Raw genomic sequence first — 22,271 nt, 5'->3', positions numbered from 1 at the left:
TGAATTGTTCACGCCGCCAGTGATTTCAGGCTGTCGTCCGGCACCCCGTGGTCCAGGTCCGTCGTCTTCATGAAGGTGTTACCAGCGTCAGCCGTGGCTTGTGCTTGCGAGCTGGCGTGGTGTGCTCGGTGGACATGACGAAGGTTCTTTGAATCCAGCGATCGCGCCCATCGAGTTGCGCGGAGAAGGCGCTGCGGGCGTGGGCGGTTTTGCGGTTATCGATCACCAGCAGGTCACCGGCCTGGAGGGCCACCGGCTGTGCCACTTCCCAGGCCACGCGGCGCAGCTGCTGCATCTTGTCTTGCGCCAGGCCGCTGGCGGCGACCATGAAGTGCGGGTCGAAACGGAAGGAGGGCCATTGCGGATTGCCGTACAGCACGGTCTGCTTCCTGTTTATATCGATTCGACAGTTCTTTTCTTTCACGCCGTAATCAGAAAGGAAGTTATATTTTTCGGTTTGAAAGAATTCGATATCCGCAGCACTCAGGCGATCGAGAATGTTATCGACCGAACTGATATAGGTGATGGCTTGTGCAGCAGGATCCTGACGCAGGCAGAGGAGAATCAGATAGTCCGGCGACTGGTCGTGGAAGGCATTCTCGGTGTGCAGGTCGAGTTCGGTGTCATAGCTGTCGGAAGTTGCTTGTGCGGAGAACTTCTTTTGCGGGAAAAAATTGTTTACGAGAGCTCCGTCAGACTCTTGAATATAGCCTATTGGCTCCCCTAGTATGCTTGTTGCTGATAGAATTGTTTGTTCGCTGATGTTGCACTTCTTATCTAGCGCGGAACGATCCGTTGGAGTTGGGGGGATGTCGCCGATGGGCTGATTTTTCAGGACTATATAACCGCTTTTGTTACTGTTCAGGCGGAAATCCAGCAGCGTGGATTGGGTTTCCGGGCTCAGCTTTTCAGCCAGGGTAGTAGCGGGCAGTAGAAGGGTGGAATTGCGCATGTCGAGTGTTCTTCTGTGTGGAGTTCGTGGGTCGTTTCAGGCTGGTAAAAGGGATCGCGGCAGGCATCTCTTTGTGCGCAATTTGTATTTTGGGGATTGGTCTGTGCGCCGATTCTTATAGTTAGTTGGCTCTCTTATGAATGTTCGAAATTATCCAGCAGTTCTTTATCTTGAAAAAACAGAAAATAGGGATGGGTAAGGATGAGTATTTATCATGATCCGTACGGTGAAGTTCTCAACCGCTTGCCGCCGCTGTACGCCTTGCGCGCTTTTGAACTGGCGGCTCGTTTCAGTTCCTTTACCACTGCGGCGGATCATCTGTGTATTACCCAGAGTGCCGTGAGTCGGCACGTTCGAACTTTGGAGGAACACTTCGGTTGTTCTTTGTTCGAGCGCAAGGGACCGAAGATCTTTCTGACTGACGCGGGTCGACTATTGGCCCAGGAACTGAAAATAGGTTTCAGGATCATCGAACATGCCTGTCTCTCCACCGCGCGCAAGGAACAGGCACTGCGACTCAAGGCGCCTTCCACATTGACCATGCGCTGGCTGTTGAATGTGCTGGACGGATTCAATGAATTGCATCCCGACGATCAGGTGCAATTGACCAGCGAATGGATGGATGTCGATTTCGTCGACTTCGACTCAGAGCCTTTCGACTGTGCGGTGTTATTGGGCTCGGGTGTGTTTCCGGGAGACTGGAACTACATCAAGCTGTTTGACGAGTGGCTGGTCCCCGTCTGTTCTCCGCAACTGATCGAGCGCCTGGAACTACAGGGCGGTCATATTTTCTCCGCCGGACTGATTCATCCTTCCCGGGACCGTCGCGACTGGCAGCGCTGGCTGGAAAGTACCGGGCTGATCGGGGCCGTGTCCTGGCAGAAGGGCAAGATCTTCGACACTCTGGAACTGGGCATTTCCGCCGCTATCCAGGGGCATGGCATTTCCATCGGTGACCTGGCGCTGGTCGGCGACGAATTGCTCAAGGGCGCCCTGATGCTGCCATCGAAAAAAGCCGTGCGTACCGGCGACAGCTACTATCTGGTCTGGCCCGACCGGGCTCGTGACAACAAGATGCTGGGGATGCTGAAAAACCATCTTTGCGAAAACGTCCCCAAGATCGATCGGGTGGACATGGAATTTCTGGACTGAAAGAGGGCGGCAGCGTGAGCGGGGCCGCCCCCCCGGATTCAGCGTCGCGCATCGGACAGTGCCAGGTTGTTGGCCGGCTGTGCCCAGGGCCCACCCAGTGCGGTGTACAGGTTGACCTGGGACACCAGTTGCGCCAACCGGTCGTTGATCAGTCCCTGCTGGGCGGTGAACAGCGAACGCTGGGCGTCGAGGAATACCAGACTGCTGTCGACTCCGGTGCGATAGCGGCGTTGGGCCAGGTCGTAGTAGGTCTGCGTCGCCTCCACCAGGTCGCGTTGGGCACTGAGCTGTTCGTGGTAGGTCTGGCGAGCCGCCAGTCCATCGGCGACTTCCTGGAAGGCGGTCTGGATCGATTTCTCGTACTGCGCCACCAGCATGTCTTTCTGCAACTTGGCGTAATCCAGGCTGGCCCGCAGGGCGCCGGCGTTGAAGATCGGCAGGTTGATCTGCGGTTGGAAGGTCCAGCCGCCGGAGCCGGCCTCGAACAGTCCGGACAGTTCCTTGCTCGAAGTGCCGGTGCTGGCGGTCAGCGTGACGCTGGGGAAGAACGCCGCCCGGGCCGCACCGATATTGGCGTTGGCCGCCTTGAGCTTGTATTCCGCCTGGAGGATATCCGGGCGCCGCTGCAACAGATCCGATGGCAGGCCCGCCGGGACCTGCGCGACCAGGTCATTGGCCAGCGGCAGGCCGGGCAGGGTATCGGGCACCGGTCCGCCGACCAGCAGGGTCAGGTTGTTCAGGTCCTGGGCCACCAGGCGCTGGTAGCGGGCCACGCTGGCGCGGGCGCTTTCGACGCTGGTCTGGGCCTGGAGCGTATCGAGGGTCGACATCTTGCCGGCGTCGCGGTTGTGTCGGGTCAGGCTCAGGCTTTCCTCGTCGGCCTGCAGGGTCTTGCGGCTCAGCGCCAGCAGTTCCTGGTCGGCGCGCCAGGTCAGGTAGGCGTTGGCAACATTCGCCACTAGGCTGAGGTGGGTGCTGCGGCGGGCCTCCTCGGTGGCAAGGTAGTTGGCCATCGCCTGGTCGGTGAGGCTGCGTACCCGGCCGAACAGGTCCAGTTCATAGGCGCTGATGCCCAGGTTCGCCGAATAGGTCGAGGTGATCGCCGACTTGTTGGTGCCGGTCAGGCTGCCGGGTACGCGCTGGCGGGTACCGCTGCCATTGGCGGACACCGCCGGGAACAGGTCGGCCCGCTGGATCCGGTACTGTGCCTGGAAGGCTTCCACGTTCAGCGCGGCCACGCGCAGGTCGCGGTTGTTGTCCAGGGCCTGGGCGATCAGCTGGCGCATCGACGGGTCCTGGAACACCTGTTGCCAGTCGGCGCCCGCCGCGACCTGGGCGTCGGCCGCGGATGGCGCTGCGTAGGCCGGCCCCGACGGAAACTGGGCGGCGCTGGGCGAAGCGGGTTGCCGATACTCCGGTATCAGCGAGCAGCCGCCGAGCAGCAGTGCCATGAGCAGCAGGGGGATCGGCGACTTGTTCATTTTCACGCTCGGGCCATCCATCGTGCGAGTCCGTGTCGGCCGCTGACACCCAGTTTGCTGGCGGCACGCTTGAGGTAGGTTTCGATCGAACTGTTCTTCACGCAAAGCTGTTCGGCCAGGCGCGGAATGGTGCCGCCGCTGAGCAGCCCGAGACAGACCTCCTTTTCCCTGGCCGAGAGCACGACCTGCTCCAGCGCCAGACGCTCGTCGAAGGCCTGCTCCAGTGGCTTGTGTTCCAGCTCGACGTCAGCCGCGGGCGGGGTATTCATCACGGCTCTCGCAGCCGTCTGCCGGCTGATCCAGGCGTGCCGTTCGGTCAGTGGCAGCAGGGTATCGGAGAGGTTCTTGAGGAACGACAGTTCGCTCAGGGAAAACACCGGCCGCACCTGCGGGCGGCAGAACGAGATGACCCAGCGCCGATTGGCGGTGCGCGAGACCAGGTTGCACTGGTGGTTGTTGTCCCGGGTGCCTCGGCTACCGGCATTCATCTGGATCAGCAGCGAGTCGTCCATCCCGGTCATCCTTTCCAGCAGCGGACTGTTGTCGTGATGGTGCAGTACGGCGGCGGGCGCAGGGTCCTGTTCGAGGGCGGCGCAACCCAGAGGCTTGATATCGAGCACGCTGGCCTGGCGCTCGTCGAGTGTCCACTCGCTGAGTTCGACCAGGTCCACCGGCACCAGCTTGTCCACCAGCCGCAGCATGTTGGCGGCGAAGTGATCGTTGCCGGTACTGGAAATCAGCTCCCCCAGTTCACAGTAGAAGTGGGAGTTTTCAAGGTTCGTCATGCTACTGCCAAGACTCATATCGTCATCATCCTTGAGCCGGACCCGGGCGGGAGTGCTCTGGCATCCGTGTTTGCAAGCAAGCCTCTTCTCCCTGAAGAGGATTACGGACCGGATTTAATCTTATACATCAGTCTGGCGTCTGTAATGGAAAACCGGGACACAAAATGACATGGAAAAACCCTGGGCTGCGCGGGCATTGCTGGAGATGAAAGCCCCGGCGTCAGGGCCGCCACTGTTTGAGTATGAAAAATAACTCTTTGATTTTTAAAAACTATTTTGATCGGTTTGGTTGCTGCGCCGAATTGTCTTACCCAGGTTTGTAGCTGATTTCCTACAGCGAATTGGGCTGATGTACTCGGGGGATTCGAGCAAGCCGTGGCCGGCGAATCCGTCCACACTGGCCCGGATGAGTACGCCAGCTATCAGCGCCTGCTCATCGTGTCGTCTTCGCCGACAGCGCGTGGTGATCGAGGGATCACCGCCTGGATTTTCCCTGCCAATACAACGAGAAGGATCTATGGAAAGGTTTTTTTCACCGGCCGCCGCCGAGGCTGCCCGTCCGGCTTCCGTGCCTTACCCGCTCACCGCCGCTCAACAGGATATCTGGCTGGACCAGTCGAGTCGGGGTGATTCGCCGTTGTACAACATTGGCGGTTATGTCGAGTTGCGTGGCGCGGTGGATCCGTCGCTGCTGCGAAGCGCGATCGAGTTCCTGGTACAGCGTCACGATGCCCTGCGCACGGTGCTGCAGCCCGGTACCGACGGCCTGCCGCAGCAGCGGTTTGTCGAGCGGCTGGAGGTACGGGTCCCCCTGTATTGCTTCGCCGACCATGCCGAGCCGCTGGCCGCCGCGCTGGAACGGGTCGAGCAAGAGATGGCCCAGGTCTATCCGCTGGATGGTTCACCGCTGTTCCGGTTTTTCCTGATGCGCCTGAGTGACGACCACTACCTGCTGGGCACCCAGGCGCACCACCTGATTCTCGACGGCTGGGGTTTTGGCCAGATGCTCGCGGACCTGGGGCGGATCTACAGCGCCCTGGTGCGGGGCGAGGAGGTCGCCGACGCGGCGGCCTCCTATGTCGACTTCATCGAGGAGGACCGGCTCTACCAGGCCTCGCCGCGTTACCTGCGCGATCGCGACTATTGGCTCGACAAGTACCGCACGCTCCCCGAGCCCATGCTGCTGCCCCGTCATCGCGAGCGTCCGCTCGCGGGTACGCCACCCGGCGACAGCGTGGTGCAGGCATTCCCCACGGCGTTGCACGAGCGCATGCAGAACCTGGCGAAGGTCTGCCAGGCCTCGACCTTTCATGTCTGGCTGGCTGCGCTGTACCTGTGCTTTACCCGCAGCCACCAGCGCGACGAGTGGGTGGTCGGGTTGCCGATCCTCAATCGCAGCCATGCCCGCTTCAAGGCGACCGTGGGGCTGTTCGCCCAGGTCAGCCCGACGCGGCTGGCATTCCCTGACGACACGCCGTTCGGCGAACTGGTGCGGGGTATCGGCCAGGTGCTGCGACAGGACCTGCGTCACCAGCGCTTTCCCCTGAGCGAACTCAATCGCGGCCTGGGCCTGCTGCGTGAGGACCGCGCGCAACTGTTCGAGGTGTCGGTGTCCTATGAACAGGATGACCATGACTACCGTTATGGGCAGGTGCCGGCACACACGGTCAAGGTTTCCAACCGTCACGAATCGATGCCGCTGGCGATTCACCTGCGCAGCAATCGCTTCAACGACCGGGTCTGGATGCATTGCGTCTACGACGCGGCGTACTTCGAGGCGGGGGAGGTCGAGGCGCTGGCCGCGCGGGTCATCCATGTGCTCGAACAGGGCCTGGCGAATGCCAGGCTGCCGTTGGCCGCCTTCTCCCTGCTCGCGCCACAGGAAGCCGGGCGGCTGGCGCAGTGGAACGACAGCGTGGCCGACTACCGCCACGACGTGACCCTTCACCGGCGTATCGAGGAACAGGCCGCCGCCCGCCCCGAGGCCGTGGCGGCGGTGCACCAGGGCCGTTCGCTGAGCTATGCCGAGCTGAACCGGCGCGCCAACGCCCTGGCCGCCCACCTGCAGGAGCTGGGTGTGCGCCCTGACGACCGGGTGGCGATCGTCGCCCGGCGCGGGCTGGAGACGCTGGTGGCGCTGCTGGCCATCCTCAAGTCCGGGGCGGCCTATGTCCCGGTCGACCCGAGCCATCCCGACGAGCGTCTGCGCTACCTGCTCGATGACAGCGCGCCGGTGGCGGTACTGGCCCAGCGCGAACTGCTGGCGCGCCTGTCGCCTTCATCGGTGCCCCTGATCGAACTGGACAGCCAGCGCTGGCACGCCGGCAGCGATGCCAATCCGCAGGTTACCGGGCTCGGTGCGCAGCACCTGGCCTATGTGATCTATACCTCCGGCTCCACCGGCCTGCCCAAGGGGGTGATGGTCGAGCACCGGACGCTGTCCAACCTGGTGGACTGGCACAACCGTGCCTTCGATCTCGGTCGGCACAGCCACGTCTCCAGCCTGGCCGGGTTCGGCTTCGACGCCATGGCCTGGGAGATCTGGCCGACGCTTTGCGCCGGGGCGACCCTGCACCTGGCGCCGGTATCCGCAGGGGCCGAGGACCTCGACGCGCTACTGGCCTGGTGGTGCGCGCAGCCGCTGGATATCAGTTTCCTGCCCACGCCGGTGGCTGAATACGCCTTCAGCCGCGAGCTGGACCACCCGACCCTGCGCACCCTGCTGATCGGTGGCGATCGCCTGCGCCAGTTCAGCCAGGCCCGACGCTTCGCCGTGGTCAACAATTATGGCCCGACCGAGACCACGGTGGTCGCCACCTCCGGCGCCCTGTCGCCCGGCCGGGTGCTGCCGATCGGCCGGCCGGTGGCCAACACGCGGATCTATCTGCTCGATGAGCAGCGGCGCCTGCTGCCGATTGGCGCTACCGGCGAGTTGTACATCGGCGGAGCCGGGGTGGCGCGGGGTTACCTGAACCGTGCCGAACTGACCGCCGAGCGTTTTCTGGACGACCCCTACAGCGACGAGCCGGGAGCGCGCATGTACCGCACCGGCGACCTGGCGCGCTGGCACCAGGACGGCAGCCTGGAGTACCTAGGGCGCAACGATGACCAGGTGAAGATCCGCGGTGTGCGGGTCGAACTGGGCGAGATCGAGGCCGCGGTGGCCAGCCATCCGGCAGTGCGCGAAGCGGTGGTGCAACTGCGCGACGGGCGCCTGCTGGCCTGGTTTATCGCCGATCGGGCGCTGCCTGCGCAGACCCTGCACGGCCATTTGCAGGGCCAACTGCCGGGGCACCTGCTGCCGAGCGCCTACGTGCAACTGCACGCCTGGCCACTGACGGCCAACGGCAAGCTTGACCGCCGGGCCCTGCCGGCCCCGGACAGCGAGGCGCTGGTCAGCCGCGAGTACCAGGCGCCCGAGGGGGCGGTCGAAGGCACCCTGGCGCTGATCTGGGCCGAGTTGCTGCAGGTCGAGCGGGTCGGGCGCCAGGATCATTTCTTCGAACTGGGAGGCAACTCGCTGCTGGCCGTGGCACTGGTCGAGCGCATGCGCCAGGCCGGCCTGCAGGCCGATGTCCAGGTGCTGTTCGGCCAGCCGACCCTGGCGGCGCTGGCTGCCTCGGTGACGGCGCGCCAGGCCGTCGAGGTCCCCGCCAACCGGGTCGCAGCCGATTGCCAGTCCCTTACCCCGTCGATGCTGGCCCTGGTAGAACTGCAGCAGGAGGTCATCGACCGGATCGTCGCCGGCGTCCCCGGCCACGCCGCCAACGTGCAGGAAATCTATCCGCTGGCGCCGCTGCAGGAAGGGCTGCTCTATCACCACATGACTGCCACCGCGGGCGATCCCTACCAGCAATACGCGTTGTTCGCCTTCGATGATCGCCAGCGCCTGGAGGCCTTTGCCCAGGCGCTGCAGGCGGTGATCGCGCGGCATGACATCCTGCGCACCAGCCTGGCCTGGGAAGGCCTCGAACAACCGATGCAGGTGGTCTGGCGCGAGGCCCGGCTGGCGGTTGAAATGCCGCAGCTGGCAGCCGAGGGGGGGGACGTCGGTGCGCAGTTGCTGGCGCGTTTCGACCCGGTACAGCGTCCGCTGGACATCCGCCAGGCACCGCTGATGGCGCTGGCCTGCGCCGAAGATGCCGCGAATGGCCGCTGGGTGGGCCTGCTGCGTTTCCATCACCTGATCAACGATGCGACGTCCACCGCCGTGCTGTTGGCGGAAATCAATGCGCACATGCGCGGCCATGAGCACCAGCTCGCACCTTCGGTGCCGTACCGCAACTACGTCGCGCAAGTCCGTCAGGACGAGCGGCAAGCCGGGCACGAGGCGTTTTTCCGTGAACTGCTGGGTGATGTCGAGGAGCCGACGCTGGCGTTCGGGATGCAGCGGCGCCAGGGCGACAGCCAGGACCATGAACGCCTGGAGCAGGCGCTGGACGGCGAGCTGGCCCGGCGTCTGCGCGGTGTGGCCCGGCAACTGGGGGTGAGCGCCGCGAGCCTCTACCATCTGGCCTGGGCACAGGTGCTGGGCGGGTTGTCGGGCCGTGACGATGTGGTGTTCGGTACCGTACTGCTGGGCCGTTTGCAGGCCGGGGCGGGGGCCGACCGGGCCCTGGGCATGTTCATCAATACCTTGCCCTTGCGGATAAACCTGGGCGGCAAGAGCGTGGTCGATGCCCTGCGGCATACCCACCAGCGGCTGACCGAGCTGCTGGCCCACGAGCATGCGCCGCTGGCCCTGGCCCAGCGTTGCAGCGCGGTTCCCGCCACCACGCCGCTGTTCAACAGCCTGCTCAACTACCGGCATACCGCCGCGGCACCGGTGGGCGCGGTGCACACCGGCGTCGAGCTGCTGGACAGTGCGCAGATCGTCAGTCACCTGGTGATGCTGTCGATCGACGATCTCGGCGAGGACTATCGCCTGGCGGCCACAGCCCTGCGGTCGCTGGGTGCGCAACGGGTGCTGGACTACCTGGAGACGGCCCTGGAGGGGCTGGTGGAAACCCTCGCCCGGGCACCGGGCACGGCCCTCGACCGCTTGCCGATCCTGCCGCTGGCGGAGCGTCGGTACCTGCTGGACGAGCTCAATGCGACACAGGCCGAGCACCCGCTGGAGCAATGCATTCAGGCCCTGTTCGAGCAGCAGGTGCGCCGGACCCCGGACGCGGTGGCGCTGGTGGCCGGCGAGCGGCAACTGACCTATCGCGAGCTCAATGAGCGCGCCAACCAACTGGCCTGCCATCTGCGCGAGCAGGGCGTGCGACCGGATACGCGGGTGGCGATCTGCGTCGAGCGTGGGCCGGAGCTGGTCATCGGCCTGTGGGCGATCGTCAAGGCCGGTGGTGTCTATCTGCCGCTGGATCCGGGCTATCCGCTGGAGCGCCTGGTCTACATGTTGCAGGACAGCTCGGCGGTGGCGGTGCTGGTGCACCAGGCGACGCGCGACCTGTTGGGGTCGGTGACCCTCCCGCTGGTCGATTTCGACCGCAACACCTGGCACGACCGCCCGGTGAGCGATCCGGTGATCGCCGACCTCGGCCCGTCTAACCTGGCCTATGTGATCTATACCTCCGGTTCCACCGGCACGCCCAAGGGCGTTGCGCTCGAACACCGTGGCCTGTGCAACCTGATGCACTGGAGTTCGAAGCTGTGCCCGGACATGGGCAACAGTGGCCTGCTGCAGAAGGCGCCGTTCAGTTTCGACGGTTCGATCTGGGAGTTCTTCTGGCCGCTGACCGTCGGCATGCGCCTGGTGCTGGCGCGGCCCGACGGGCATCGCGATCCGGACTACCTGGTGCGCCTGGTGCGCGAGCAGCGGATCCGTGTGATCAAGTTCGTACCGGCGATGCTGCAGCAGTTCCTCGAGCAGGGCGAGGTCAGCCAGTGCACCAGCCTGACGGACGTCTTCTGTGGCGGTGGTGAACTGACGGCGGCGTTGGCCCAGGCGGTGCAGGCGAAGTTGCCGCAGGTGCGCCTGCACAACGTCTATGGCCCGACCGAGGCCACGGTCGACAGCACCGCCTGGACCCTGGAGCCGGGCGCGCCGGTACCGGCGCTGCAACTGCCGATCGGCCGGCCGATCTGCAACACCCGGGTGTACGTGCTCGATGCCCATGATCGGCCGGTACCACTGGGGGTGAGCGGGCAACTGCATATCGGCGGTGTCGGTGTCGCCCGCGGCTACCTCGGCCTGGCGAAGCTGACGGCCGAACGCTTCATCGACAGTCCGTTCGTGGCGGGTGATCGCCTGTACCGGACGGGCGACCTGGTGCGTTACCGCGCCGATGGCAATCTCGAGTTCCTCGGTCGGGACGACTTCCAGGTGAAGCTGCATGGCTTGCGCCTGGAACTGGGCGAGATCGAGGCGGCACTGCTGTCGCATGAGGCGCTGCGCGAAGTGGCGGTGCTGATGCGTGACGAGCGGCTGGTGGCCTACTTCACGGCACGGGTGGCCGGCCAGGTGCCGACGATCGAGGCGCTGCGTGGCTACCTGCTGGGGCTGCTGCCGGACTACATGGTGCCTTCGGCCTACGTGCAGCTCGACGTGCTGCCGTTGAGTCCCAACGGCAAGCTCGATCGGCGGGCCTTGCCGGCGCCGGGCCAGGATGCGGTGATCAGTCGCGACTACGAGGCGCCTCGTGGTCCGGTGGAGATCGCCCTGGCCGAGATCTGGGCCGAGGTGCTGAAGATCGAGCGGGTAGGGCGCAACGACCACTTCTTCGAGCTGGGCGGGCACTCGCTGCTGGCGGTCAGCCTGGTGGCGCGGATGCGCCAGGCGGGACTGAATGCCGATGCGCGGGAGGTGTTCAGCCAGCCGACCCTGGCGGCACTGGCGGCCAAGTCCGTCGGCCGCGTGCAGCAGGTACAGGTGCCGGCGACCACCATTCCGACCCTGAACCGCAAGCGCCGCCTGTAGCGGTGACGCTGCGCTGACTTGCTGCGCGGTGGCAGCAAGACCGCTATCGCCAGCCAGCCGGCTCCCACGGGGTTCGCCTCATGCGCTCATTCCGGGCATGACGCGGTCCCTGTCGGAGCCGGCTTGCCGTGGGCGGCGTTTCGACGATCCGCCTTGGGCGACCCTTCACTCCCTCTCTCTCAAAAAAGTTCCACAAAGCCCCCTCCAGCCCGGGACAGATGTCGGGGGGTGTCCCCGCTTGCCGTGTCAGCCACTGCCATGCGGATGATTTAGTTTCTCAAATACCGAAACAGTGATGGCTAATTGACGCCATTTTTCCTTCAACCTCCTGTCCGAGCCGGCCAGAAATGCCGCTCCGCCAGTACAAGGGCGCGCCGTACCGCTGACACGTTGCCTTTGAAAATGGACTTTCTCGTCAACCGTTTCCGAATTTAAAGCAGGTCTCACTATGCAGTTCAGTGAATTGATGGCAGTTATTTCCACCCATGCGATCCGTCTTCAAAGGGAAGATGACGATCTGGTGATCCTGGGTAACGACGATGCGCTGGACGATGCGCTGTGGGACCAACTGAGCCGGTACAAGGCCCAGTTGCTGGAGCTGGTGGCCCGACATGATGGCGACTGGCTGAGCCCGGCCTTTCGCATCACCCCGGACATGCTGCCGCTGGTGAGCCTGGAGCAGGAGGCCATCGACCGCATCGTCGCCACGGTTCCCGGCGGCGCGGCGAACCTGCAGGACATTTACCCGCTGGCGCCCCTGCAGAGCGGCATGCTCTACCACCATCTGTCCGCCTCCCAGGGCGATCCCTACGTGCTGCAGGCGCAGTTCGCCTTCGACAGCCGCGAGCGCCTGGAGCGTTTCGCCGAGGCCCTGCAATGGGTGATCGGCCGGCACGATATCCTGCGCACCTCGATCGCCTGGGAAAGCCTGGACGAGCCGCTGCAGGTGGTCTGGCGCGAGGCGCCGCTGGTCTGCGAGCAATACCGGCCGCAGCCTCTGGGCGGCGATGTGCTGGCCCGTCTGCGCGAGGCCCACGATGCCCGCGACTACCGCCTCGACCTGCGCCAGGCGCCATTGCTGAGGCTGGTGTTCGCTGAGGATGAGGCCAACCGGCGGGTGGTCGCGCTGTTGCTGTTCCATCACATGGTCATGGACCACACCGGGCTGGACGTGGTGCGCCAGGAGATCGCCGCCTGCCTGCGCGGGGAGGCCGGGCAGGTGCCGCCGGCGGTCGCGTTCCGCGATTATCTGGCCCGCGCGCGGATGAGCCTCGACGAAGCCGCGCACGAAAGCTTTTTCCGCCACATGCTGGGTGACATCGACGAGCCGACCTTGCCCTTCGGGCTGCGCGAAGTCGCGGATGATGGCATCGGCACCGAGGAGGGCCGGTTGACCCTGGAGCCCGGCCTGAGCCTGCGCCTGCGCAACCAGGCGCGGCAGCTCGGGGTCAGCGCGGCGAGCCTGATGCACCTGGCCTGGGCGCGGGTGCTGGGCAGCCTGTCCGGTCGCGAGGCGGTGGTTTTCGGGACCGTGCTGCTCGGCCGGATGGATGCCGGCGAGGGCGCCGAACGGGCCCTGGGCATGTTCATCAACACCCTGCCGCTGCGGATCGACGTGGACGGGCAGGGCGTGCGAGCCGGGGTGCTCGCCACCCATGAGCGCCTGACCGCGCTGCTCGACCACGAGCAGGCGTCCCTGGCCCTGGCCCAGCGTTGCAGCGGCGTGAGCGCGCCGACGCCGCTGTTCAGCGCCATGCTCAACTATCGCCACAGCGCCGCGGGCGATGCCGCCGAGGTGATCGACGTCGCCGAGGGCGTGCAGGTGCTGGGCGCCCGGGAGCGCAGCAACTATCCGTTGAGCCTGAGTGTCGACGACCTCGGCGAAGACTTCCGCCTGACCGTTCATGTCGTGGCAGCGGCAGGCGCGCAGCGGCTCTGCGAAATGATGCGCAACGCGCTGCAGGCCCTGCAGCAGGCCCTGGAGCAGGCTCCGGATACGGCGCTGAACAGCCTGGCGATCCTGCCGGCGGCAGAGCGCGAGCAGGTGCTGGTGGCGTTCAACGGCAGCGCGGTCGACTTCCCGCGCGGGCACACCGTGCATGGCCTGTTCGAGGCCCAGGTCGAGCGCTTGCCCGAGGCGGTGGCCATGGTGCAGGGCGACACTTCACTGAGCTACGGCGAGCTCAATCGCCAGGCCAACCAACTGGCTCACCATCTGCGTACGCTGGGTGTGCAACCGGATGACCGCGTTGCCATCAGCCTGCAGCGCGGCCCGCAACTGCTGGTCGGGCTGCTGGCGATCCTCAAGGCCGGGGCCGGTTATGTGCCGGTCGACCCGAGCCTGCCGCTAGAGCGCCGTCGTTACCTGCTCGAAGACAGCGCACCGGTTGCCTTGCTGACCCGCAGTGAAGGGCGCGGGCAACTGCCGGCACTGTCGATTCCGGTCGTGGAGCTGGACCGGGTCACCTGGCAGGAACAGTCCGTCGACAACCCGGCGCCGGGCGCGTTGACCCCCGCGCACCTGGCCTATGTGATCTACACCTCCGGTTCCACCGGTCTGCCGAAAGGGGTGATGGTCGAGCACCGTACCGTGGAGAACCTGGTGCACTGGCACCGCACGGCCTTCGACCTGCAGCCCGGCGGCCATGCCTCCAGCGTCGCCGGTTTCGGTTTCGACGCCATGGCCTGGGAAGTCTGGTCGACGCTGTGCGTCGGCGCGACCCTGCACCTGCCGCCGGAGGATATCGGACACCAGGAGATCGACCGGTTGCTGGCCTGGTGGCAGGCCCAGCCACTGGACGTGTGCTTCCTGGCGACGCCGATTGCCGAGCATGTCTTCGCCCAACGACTTGAGCACCCGACCCTGCGCACCCTGCTGATCGGTGGCGACCGCCTGCGTCAGTTCAGCCAGGCGCAGCGCTTCGCGGTGATCAACAACTACGGTCCGACCGAAGCCACGGTGGTGGCGACCTCCGGCCTGATGGAAGCCGGGCAGGTGCTGCATATCGGCAGGCCGATCGCCAATGCCCAGGTCTACCTGCTGGACGAGCGACAACAACCGGTACCGATTGGCGTGGCCGGTGAGTTGTACATCGGCGGTGTCGGGGTGGCGCGGGGTTATCTCAACCGTCCGGATCTGACCGCCGAACGTTTCATCCGCGATCCCTTCAGCGCCGATCCGCAGGCGCGCCTCTACCGTACCGGCGACCAGGCCCGCTGGCTGGCCGATGGCAATCTCGACTACCTCGGACGTAACGACGACCAACTGAAGATCCGCGGGGTGCGCATCGAGCCGGGTGAAATCGAGGCGGCGCTGAACAGCCATGAGGTCATCGGCGAATCCGTGGTGCTGGTCCGCGATGGTCGTCTGGTGGCCTGGTTCACCGCCAGCGAAGCCCTGGCGATCGAAGCCCTGAACATCTACCTGCAGGGCCGCCTGCCGGACTACATGATCCCCTCGGCCTATGTGCAGCTCGACGCGCTGCCGCTGACCGCCAACGGCAAGCTCGATCGCCGGGCGTTGCCGGCACCGGACCAGCAGGCGCTGCTGAACCGGGCGTTCGAGGCCCCGCAAGGGGAGGTCGAAACCGCCCTGGCGCGGATCTGGGCCGAAGTGCTCAAGGTCGAGCGGGTCGGACGCCACGACCATTTCTTCGAATTGGGCGGCCACTCGCTGTCGGCGGTGATCCTGATCGAACGCATGCGCCAGGTGGGCTTGAGCACCGACGTGCGGGTGCTGTTCAGCCAGCCGACCCTCGCGGCGCTGGCCGCGGCCATCGGCAGCGGCCGCGAAGTCGAGGTGCCGGAAAATCGCATTCCCGCCGCTTGCCGGCACATTACCCCGGACCTGTTGCCACTGATCGAGCTGGACCAGGCGAGCATCGACCGTATCGTCGCGACGGTGCCCGGTGGTGCGGCCAATGTGCAGGATATCTACCCGCTGGCGCCGTTGCAGGAAGGCATCCTCTATCACCACATGAGCGCCGAACAGGGCGATCCGTACCTGTTGCAGGCGCAGTTGGCCTTTGACGGCCTGGAGCGTCTGCAGACCTTCGCCGCCGCCTTGCAGCAGGTGGTCCGGCGCCACGATATCCTGCGCACCAGCGTGCTCTGGGAGGGCCTGGAGCGGCCGGTGCAGGTGGTCTGGCGCGAGGTCGAACTGCCGGTCCGGGAGGAGCGTTTCGACGCGGCCGGTGGCGAGGTGCTCGAGCAACTGCTGCAACGCTTCGACGCCCGTGCCTATCGCCTGGACATCCGCCAGGCGCCGCTGATGCAACTGGCCTATGCGCAGGACCCGGCGCGGCAGCGGATCGTCGCGGTGCTGATGTTCCACCACCTGGCCATGGACCATACCGCGCTGGCGGTGGTGGTGCAGGAAATCCGCAGCCTGCTATTGGAGCAGGGCGAGCGCCTGGGCGCGGCGGTGCCGTACCGCAACTACGTGGCCCAGGCCCTGCTGGGGGCCAGCGAACAGGAGCACGAAGCGTTCTTCCGCGACATGCTCGGCGATATCGACGAGCCGACCCTGCCATTCGGCCTGCAGGACGTGCAGGGCGACGGGCGCGAGATCGAGTCGGCCCTGCTGCCGCTCGACGCCGAACTGAACCGCCGGCTGCGCGAGCAGGCACGCCTGCTCGGGGTCAGCGTGGCGAGCCTGATGCACCTGGCCTGGGCCCGGGTGCTGGCGGCCACTTCCGGCAAGGACAGCGTGGTGTTCGGCACCGTGCTGATGGGCCGCCTGCAGGGCGGCGAGGGCGCCGATCGCGCCCTGGGCATGTTCATCAACACCCTGCCGCTGCGGGTCGAGGTCGGCGACACGTCGGTGCGTGCCGGGGTCAAGGCGACCCATGCCCGGCTGACCGCCTTGCTCGCCCACGAACACGCCTCGCTGGCCCTGGCCCAGCGCTGCAGCGCGGTGGAGGCGTCGCTGCCGCTATTCAGCGCCCTGCTCAACTACCGTCACAGTGCCGCCGATGAGCGCCCGGCAGCCGGCCAGGGGCTCTGGGACGGCATCCAGTCCCTGGGGGGCGAGGAGCGCAGCAACTACCCGTTGACCCTGAGTGTCGATGACATCGGCAGCGGCTTCGAGCTGCGCGTGCTGGCAGCGCTGTCCGTGGGGGCACAGCGCATGGCCGACTACATGTGCGCTGCGCTGGAACACCTGGTGCTGGCACTGGAACAGGCTCCGGAACAGGCCCTCGGCCAACTGTCGGTCCTGCCGGCGGCGGAGCGGCAGCAGGTCCTGTTCGACTTCAATGCCCGCCAACGCGACTACCCGAGCGAGCAGACCCTGCACCGGCTGTTCGAGATTCGTGCCGCGGCCCACCCGGATGCGCCGGCGGTGGTCCATGGCGAGCAGGTGCTCGGCTATGGCGAACTCAACCGCCGTGCCAACCGCCTGGCCCATCATCTGCTGGGGCTCGGCGTACGACCGGGCGAGCACCTGGCGATCCTGCTGGAGCGCTCGGCGGACCTGCTGGTCAGCCAACTGGCGATCAGCAAATGCGCCGCGGCCTACGTGCCGCTGGATATCAACGCACCGCTCGAGCGCCAGCGTTTCATGCTCGAGGACAGCCAGGCGTCGTGGCTGCTGACCACCCACGACCAGCCGGACGAGCACGGCGTACGACGCATCGAGCTGGACCGGCTGGCCGTCGAGGCGCTGGCGACCGATGACCCGGATCTGCCGCAGTCGGCCGAGGCGCTGGCCTACATCATGTACACCTCCGGCTCCACCGGTACCCCCAAGGGCGTACTGGTGCCGCACCGGGCGGTCGCGCGATTGGTGCTGAACAACGGTTATGCCGAGTTCAACGAGCGGGACCGGGTGGCCTTCGCCGCCAACCCGGCGTTCGACGCCAGCACCCTGGAAGTCTGGGCGCCGCTGCTCAATGGCGGCTGCGTGGTGGTGGTCGAGCAGGATGTGCTGCTGTCCCGCGACGCCCTGGCGAACCTGCTGCGCGAGCAGGCGGTCAGTGTGCTGTGGATGACCGCCGGGCTGTTCCACCAGTATGCCGATGGCCTGATGGAAAGTTTCCGGGCCCTGCGCTACCTGATCGTCGGGGGCGACGTGCTCGACCCGGCGGTGATCGAACGGGTGCTGCGTGACGGCGCGCCACGACACCTGCTCAACGGCTACGGTCCGACCGAAGCGACCACGTTCTCCACCACCTATGAGATCACCACGGTCGAGGGTGGCAGCATTCCGATCGGCCGGCCCATCGGCAACAGCCGGGCCTATGTGCTCGATGCCCGGCAGCAGCCGGTGCCGGTGGGTGCGGTGGGTGAGCTGTACGTGGCTGGCGCAGGGGTTGCCAGGGGCTATCTGAACCAGCCTGAGCTGAGCGCCGAAACATTCATGGCCGATCCATTCGTCGGCGGTTCGATGTACCGGACCGGCGACCTGGTGCGCTGGCGTGCCGACGGCAATCTGGAGTATCTGGGGCGCAACGACAACCAGGTGAAGATCCGCGGCTTCCGTATCGAGCTGGGCGAGATCGAGACCCGCCTGGGACGCCATCCGCAGGTCCGCGACGTGGCCGTGCTGGTGCGTGAGGTGGCCCCCGGTGACAAGCGCCTGGTGGCCTGGTTCAGCGCCGAGGGGGCGGCTCAAACGCCCGATCCCGAAGCGCTGCGCGATTACCTGCAGGAGCAGTTGCCGGACTACATGGTGCCCTCGGCCTATGTGCAGCTCGAGGCGCTGCCGCTGACCGCCAATGGCAAGCTCGACCGCAAGGCGCTGCCGGCGCCGGACCAGAGCGCCTTGCTCAGCCGTGGCTACGAGGCGCCGCAGGGGGCGGTGGAAACCACCCTGGCGCAGATCTGGGCCGAGCTGCTGCAGGTCGGGCAGGTGGGGCGTCACGATCACTTCTTTGAACTGGGCGGGCACTCGCTGCTGGCGGTGACGCTGATCGAACGCATGCGCCAGGCCGGCCTCAACGCCGACGTGCGTGCGCTGTTCAGTCAGCCGACCCTGGCCGGCCTCGCCGCGGCGATTGGCCATGGCCGCGAGCTGCAGGTACCGGAAAATCGTATTGCCGCCGATTGCCAGCGCATCACGCCCGAGCTGCTGCCGCTGGTCGAACTGGACCAGGCGGCCATCGACCGGGTCGTGGCCAGCGTGCCGGGCGGCGCGGCCAACGTGCAGGATATCTACCCGCTGACGCCGTTGCAGGAAGGCATCCTCTATCACCATCTCAGTGCCGGGCAGGGCGACCCCTACGTGTTGCAGTCGCGGCTGGCCTTCGACAGCCCGCAACGCCTGCAGGCCTTCGCCGGCGCCTTGCAGCAGGTCATCGACCGCCACGACATCCTGCGTACCGGTTTCCTCTGGGAGGGCCTGGAGCAGCCGGTGCAGGTGGTCTGGCGCCGGGCCGAACTGGCGGTCCAGGCGTTGTCGCTGGAGCCGGCCGACGGCGATGTGCTGGAGCAGTTGCACAGCCGTTTCGATTCGCGCCACTACCGTCTGGACCTGAGCCGGGCACCGCTGATCCGCCTGGTGCATGCTTACGATGCACGGCGCCAGCGCACCGTCGCGGCGTTGCTGTTCCACCACCTGGTGCTGGATCACACCGCGCTCAAGGTGGTGCTCCAGGAAATGCGGGCCGGCCTGCTCGGCCATGAGGCGGTGCTGAGCGAGCCGGTGCCGTATCGCAACCATGTGGCCCAGGCGCGCCTGGGTGTCAGCGAGGCGGAGCACGAGGCATTCTTCCGCGAGATGCTGGGTAGCATCGACGAACCGACCTTGCCCTTCGGCCTGCAGGACGTGCAGAACGATGGCCGTGATATCGAGGAGGTCGCCCGGCCGTTGCCGGAGGGGCTGAGCCGTCGCCTGCGCGCTCGTGCCCGGGCGCTCGGGGTCACGGCGGCGAGCCTGTTCCACCTGGCCTGGGGCCAGGTGCTGGCGGCCACTTCCGGTCGCGAGCAGGTGGTGTTCGGCACGGTGCTGCTGGGCCGGATGCAGGGGGGGCAGGGCGCCGACCGGGCGCTGGGGATGTTCATCAATACCCTGCCATTGCGGGTGGACATCGACGCCACCCCGGCCAGGGCCGCGGTCATGGCCACCCACGCCCGGCTCACCGGGCTGATGGGACATGAACACGCCTCGCTGGCGCTGGCCCAGCGTTGCAGTGCCGTGGCGGCGCCGGCGCCGTTGTTCAGTGCCATGCTCAACTACCGCCAGAGCCGCGACGAGGAGCAGGCCGCCTGGCCGGGGATCGAGACCCTGGCCAGCGATGGCCGGACCAACTATGCGCTGAGCCTGAGTGTCAACGACCTGGGCGAAGGCTTCCGGCTGATCGCCCTGACCCTGGCCTCGGTGGGCGCGCAACGCATCTGCGAGCTGATGGAGACGGCCCTGGAGTCGCTGGTCGAGGCCCTGGAACAACAGCCCGGTACGGCGGTGAACCGCCTGCCGGTGCTGCCGGCCGGGGAGCGCGAGCAACTGGTGTCCGGGCTCAATGCCAGCGCGGTCGATCACGCTCTCGACCCGTCGATCCATGGCTTGTTCGAGGCCCGTGTCGAGCGCGCGCCAGAGGCGCTGGCCCTGGTGGCGGACGGTCAGTCACTGAGCTATCGGGAACTGAACCGACGCGCCAACCGTCTGGCCCATTACCTGCGCGAGCAGGGGGTGGGGCCGGATGAGCGGGTGGCGATCTGCGTCGAGCGCGGCGTGGAGATGCTGGTCGGGTTGCTGGCGATCCTCAAGGCCGGCGGTGCCTATGTGCCGCTGGACCCGGGCTATCCGCAGGAGCGGATCGCCTACATGCTCAAGGACAGCGCGCCGCGGGTGGTGCTGGCGCAGGACGTCACCCTCGCGCGCCTGGGCAGCGTTGCGGTACCGCTGATCAACCTCGACCGGAATGTCTGGGCTGATCGCGCCGAGGCCAACCTGGCGCCGGTGCAGGCCTCGGACCTGGCCTACGTGATCTACACCTCCGGTTCCACCGGTACCCCCAAAGGGGTGGCGGTGGAACATCGTGGTCTGTGCAACCTGGTGCAGTGGAGTTCCCGACTGCATGGCAAGGATGCGCAGGGCGCGCTGCTGCACAAGACGCCCTTCAGCTTCGACGCCTCGGTATGGGAGCTGTTCTGGCCGCTCAGCGCCGGCCTGCGCCTGGTACTGGCACGCCCCGAGGGGCATCGCGACCCGGCCTACCTGGCGCAGTTGGTGCGTGAGCAACAGGTCAGCGTGATCCAGTTCGTTCCGGCGATGCTGCAGCAGTTCCTTGACGTGGAAGCGGCCGGCCAGTGCCACAGCCTGACCGACGTGTTCTGTGGCGGCGGCGAGCTGACCTCGGCGCTGGCCCAGGCGGTGCGCGCACGCCTGCCCTGGGTGCGCTTGCACAACGTCTACGGGCCGACCGAGGCCACGGTGGACAGTACCGTGTGGACCTTGGAGCCGGACGCAGCGGTCCCGGATTCACAACTGCCGATCGGCCGGCCGATCGACAACACCCGCCTTTATGTCCTGGACGCCCGGGATCAGCCGGTACCGCTGGGGGTCAGCGGCCAACTGCACATCGGCGGCGTCGGGGTGGCCCGCGGCTACATCGGCCTGGCCGAACTCAGTGCCGAGCGCTTCATCGACAGCCCGTTCGTGGCCGGCGAGCGCCTGTATCGCACCGGCGACCTGGTGCGCTACCGCCTTGACGGCAACCTCGAATTCCTCGGCCGCAACGACGACCAGGTCAAGCTGCGCGGCCTGCGTATCGAACTGGGCGAGGTGCAGGCGCGGCTGGCCGAGCACCCGGCGTTGACAGCTGCGGTGGCGATGGTCCGCGAGGACCTGCCGGGCGACCCGCGTCTGGTCGCCTACTACACCGCGAGCGAGGCGCAGGCGGTCGACGACCTGCGGGCCCACCTGCTGGGCTACCTGCCGGAATACATGCTGCCGACGCTGTTCGTGCACCTGCCGGCGCTGCCCCTGAGCCCCAACGGCAAGCCGGATCGCAAGGCGTTGCCGGCACCGGACCAGGGCGCGCTGTCCAGCCGCGAATACGTGGCCCCGGTGGGCGAGGTCGAGACCCGCCTGGCCCAGATCTGGGCCGACCTGCTCAAGGTCGAGCGGGTGGGACGCCACGATCACTTCTTCGAACTGGGCGGCCATTCGCTGCTGGCGGTGACGCTGATCGAGCGCATGCGCCAGGCCGGCCTGAGTGCCGACATTCGCGTGCTGTTCAGCCAGCCGAGCCTGGCGGCGCTGGCCGCGGCGGTGGGCAGCGGGCGGGCGGTGACGGTACCGGAAAACCGCATTCCAGCCGATTGCCGGCAGATCACGCCGTACCTGCTGCCGTTGATCGAACTGGACCAGGCGAGCATCGACCGCGTCGTCGCCAGCGTGCCCGGTGGCGCGGCCAACGTGCAGGACATCTACCCGCTGGCACCGCTGCAGGAAGGCATTCTCTATCACCACCTGAGTGCGGAGCAGGGCGACCCGTACCTGCTGCAATCGCAGATGGCCTTCGACGATCCGCAGCGCCTGCAGGCCTTTGCCGCCGCCCTGCAACAGGTCATCGATCGCCACGATATCCTGCGTACCGGCATGCTCTGGGAGGGCCTGGACCAGCCGGTGCAGGTGGTCTGGCGCAAGGCCGGGCTGGTGGTCGAGGAGGTGGCCCTGGAGCCGGCGGCCGGCGATGCGCTGGAGCAGTTGCAGGCGCGTTTCGACGCCCGCCACTATCGCCTGGACCTGAACCAGGCGCCGCTGATCCGCCTGGTGCACGGCTACGATGCGGTGCATCAGCGCACGGTGGCGGTGCTGCTGTTCCATCACCTGGTGCTGGACCATACCGCCCTTGAGGTGGTCAGCGAGGAAATGCAGGCCGGCCTGCTGGGGCGGGTCGAGCCGCTGGGCGCGGCGGTGCCTTATCGCAACTACGTGGCCCAGGCGCGCCTGGGTGTCAGTGAGGAGGAGCACGAAGCCTTCTTCCGCGAGCAACTGGGCGATATCGACGAGCCGACCCTGCCATTCGGCCTGCTGG

The 22,271-nt window shown here is 66.4% G+C and carries 6 protein-coding genes (1 of these 6 cut by a window edge); 3 read left to right on the top strand and 3 right to left on the bottom strand.

Going from position 1 to position 22,271, the window contains the following annotated elements; genetic code table 11:
- Positions 1-67: 67 nt before the first annotated feature.
- Positions 68-952 carry a TauD/TfdA family dioxygenase gene (locus PF66_RS26475; protein WP_054058106.1) on the bottom strand — a complete coding sequence of 295 codons (885 nt, stop codon included), beginning with the start codon at positions 950-952 and terminating at the stop codon, positions 68-70.
- A gap of 201 nt (positions 953-1,153) precedes the next feature.
- On the opposite strand from PF66_RS26475, the gene PF66_RS26470 reads away from it, so the two are divergent.
- Complete coding sequence (locus tag PF66_RS26470) at positions 1,154-2,104, top strand: LysR family transcriptional regulator (protein WP_054058105.1); 951 nt, start codon at positions 1,154-1,156, stop codon at positions 2,102-2,104.
- A gap of 38 nt (positions 2,105-2,142) precedes the next feature.
- Here the strand turns inward: PF66_RS26470 and PF66_RS26465 are convergent, their stop codons facing one another.
- Both PF66_RS26465 and PF66_RS26460 read right to left on the bottom strand, forming a co-directional pair.
- Positions 2,143-3,585 carry an efflux transporter outer membrane subunit gene (locus PF66_RS26465; protein ID WP_054058104.1) on the bottom strand — a complete coding sequence of 481 codons (1,443 nt, stop codon included), beginning with the start codon at positions 3,583-3,585 and terminating at the stop codon, positions 2,143-2,145.
- 2 nt (positions 3,586-3,587) lie between these two features.
- On the bottom strand, positions 3,588-4,388 hold the full coding sequence (locus PF66_RS26460; protein ID WP_054058103.1) for a helix-turn-helix transcriptional regulator: 801 nt from the start codon (positions 4,386-4,388) through the stop codon (positions 3,588-3,590).
- A gap of 499 nt (positions 4,389-4,887) precedes the next feature.
- Between PF66_RS26460 and PF66_RS26455 the strand changes: the two genes are divergently transcribed.
- Positions 4,888-11,289, top strand: coding sequence for a non-ribosomal peptide synthetase (locus PF66_RS26455; RefSeq protein WP_054064281.1), 6,402 nt, complete (start codon positions 4,888-4,890; stop codon positions 11,287-11,289).
- Positions 11,290-11,737: 448 nt separating this feature from the next.
- Positions 11,738-22,271, top strand: the start of a protein-coding gene (locus tag PF66_RS26450; RefSeq protein ID WP_054064280.1) for a non-ribosomal peptide synthetase. The gene runs 12,170 nt beyond the window's last position; 10,534 of the gene's 22,704 nt are visible here — the first part of the coding sequence; it begins with the start codon at positions 11,738-11,740; its stop codon lies off the right edge, out of view.

Origin of the sequence: Pseudomonas asplenii, from assembly GCF_001293465.1 — a bacterium.
In the GTDB taxonomy this organism is placed as follows: Bacteria; Pseudomonadota; Gammaproteobacteria; order Pseudomonadales; family Pseudomonadaceae; genus Aquipseudomonas; species Aquipseudomonas fuscovaginae_B.
The sequence above is the reverse complement of the archived record's forward strand: the minus strand, read 5'-3'. Positions and strand labels throughout refer to the sequence as shown.

Coding starts and splice junctions, on each gene's coding strand:
- PF66_RS26475 (WP_054058106.1), bottom strand. CDS start 952: ATGCGCAATTCCACCCTTCTACTGCCCGCTACTACCCTGGCTGAAAAG.
- PF66_RS26455 (WP_054064281.1), top strand. CDS start 4,888: ATGGAAAGGTTTTTTTCACCGGCCGCCGCCGAGGCTGCCCGTCCGGCT.
- PF66_RS26460 (WP_054058103.1), bottom strand. CDS start 4,388: ATGAGTCTTGGCAGTAGCATGACGAACCTTGAAAACTCCCACTTCTAC.
- PF66_RS26465 (WP_054058104.1), bottom strand. CDS start 3,585: ATGAACAAGTCGCCGATCCCCCTGCTGCTCATGGCACTGCTGCTCGGC.
- PF66_RS26470 (WP_054058105.1), top strand. CDS start 1,154: ATGAGTATTTATCATGATCCGTACGGTGAAGTTCTCAACCGCTTGCCG.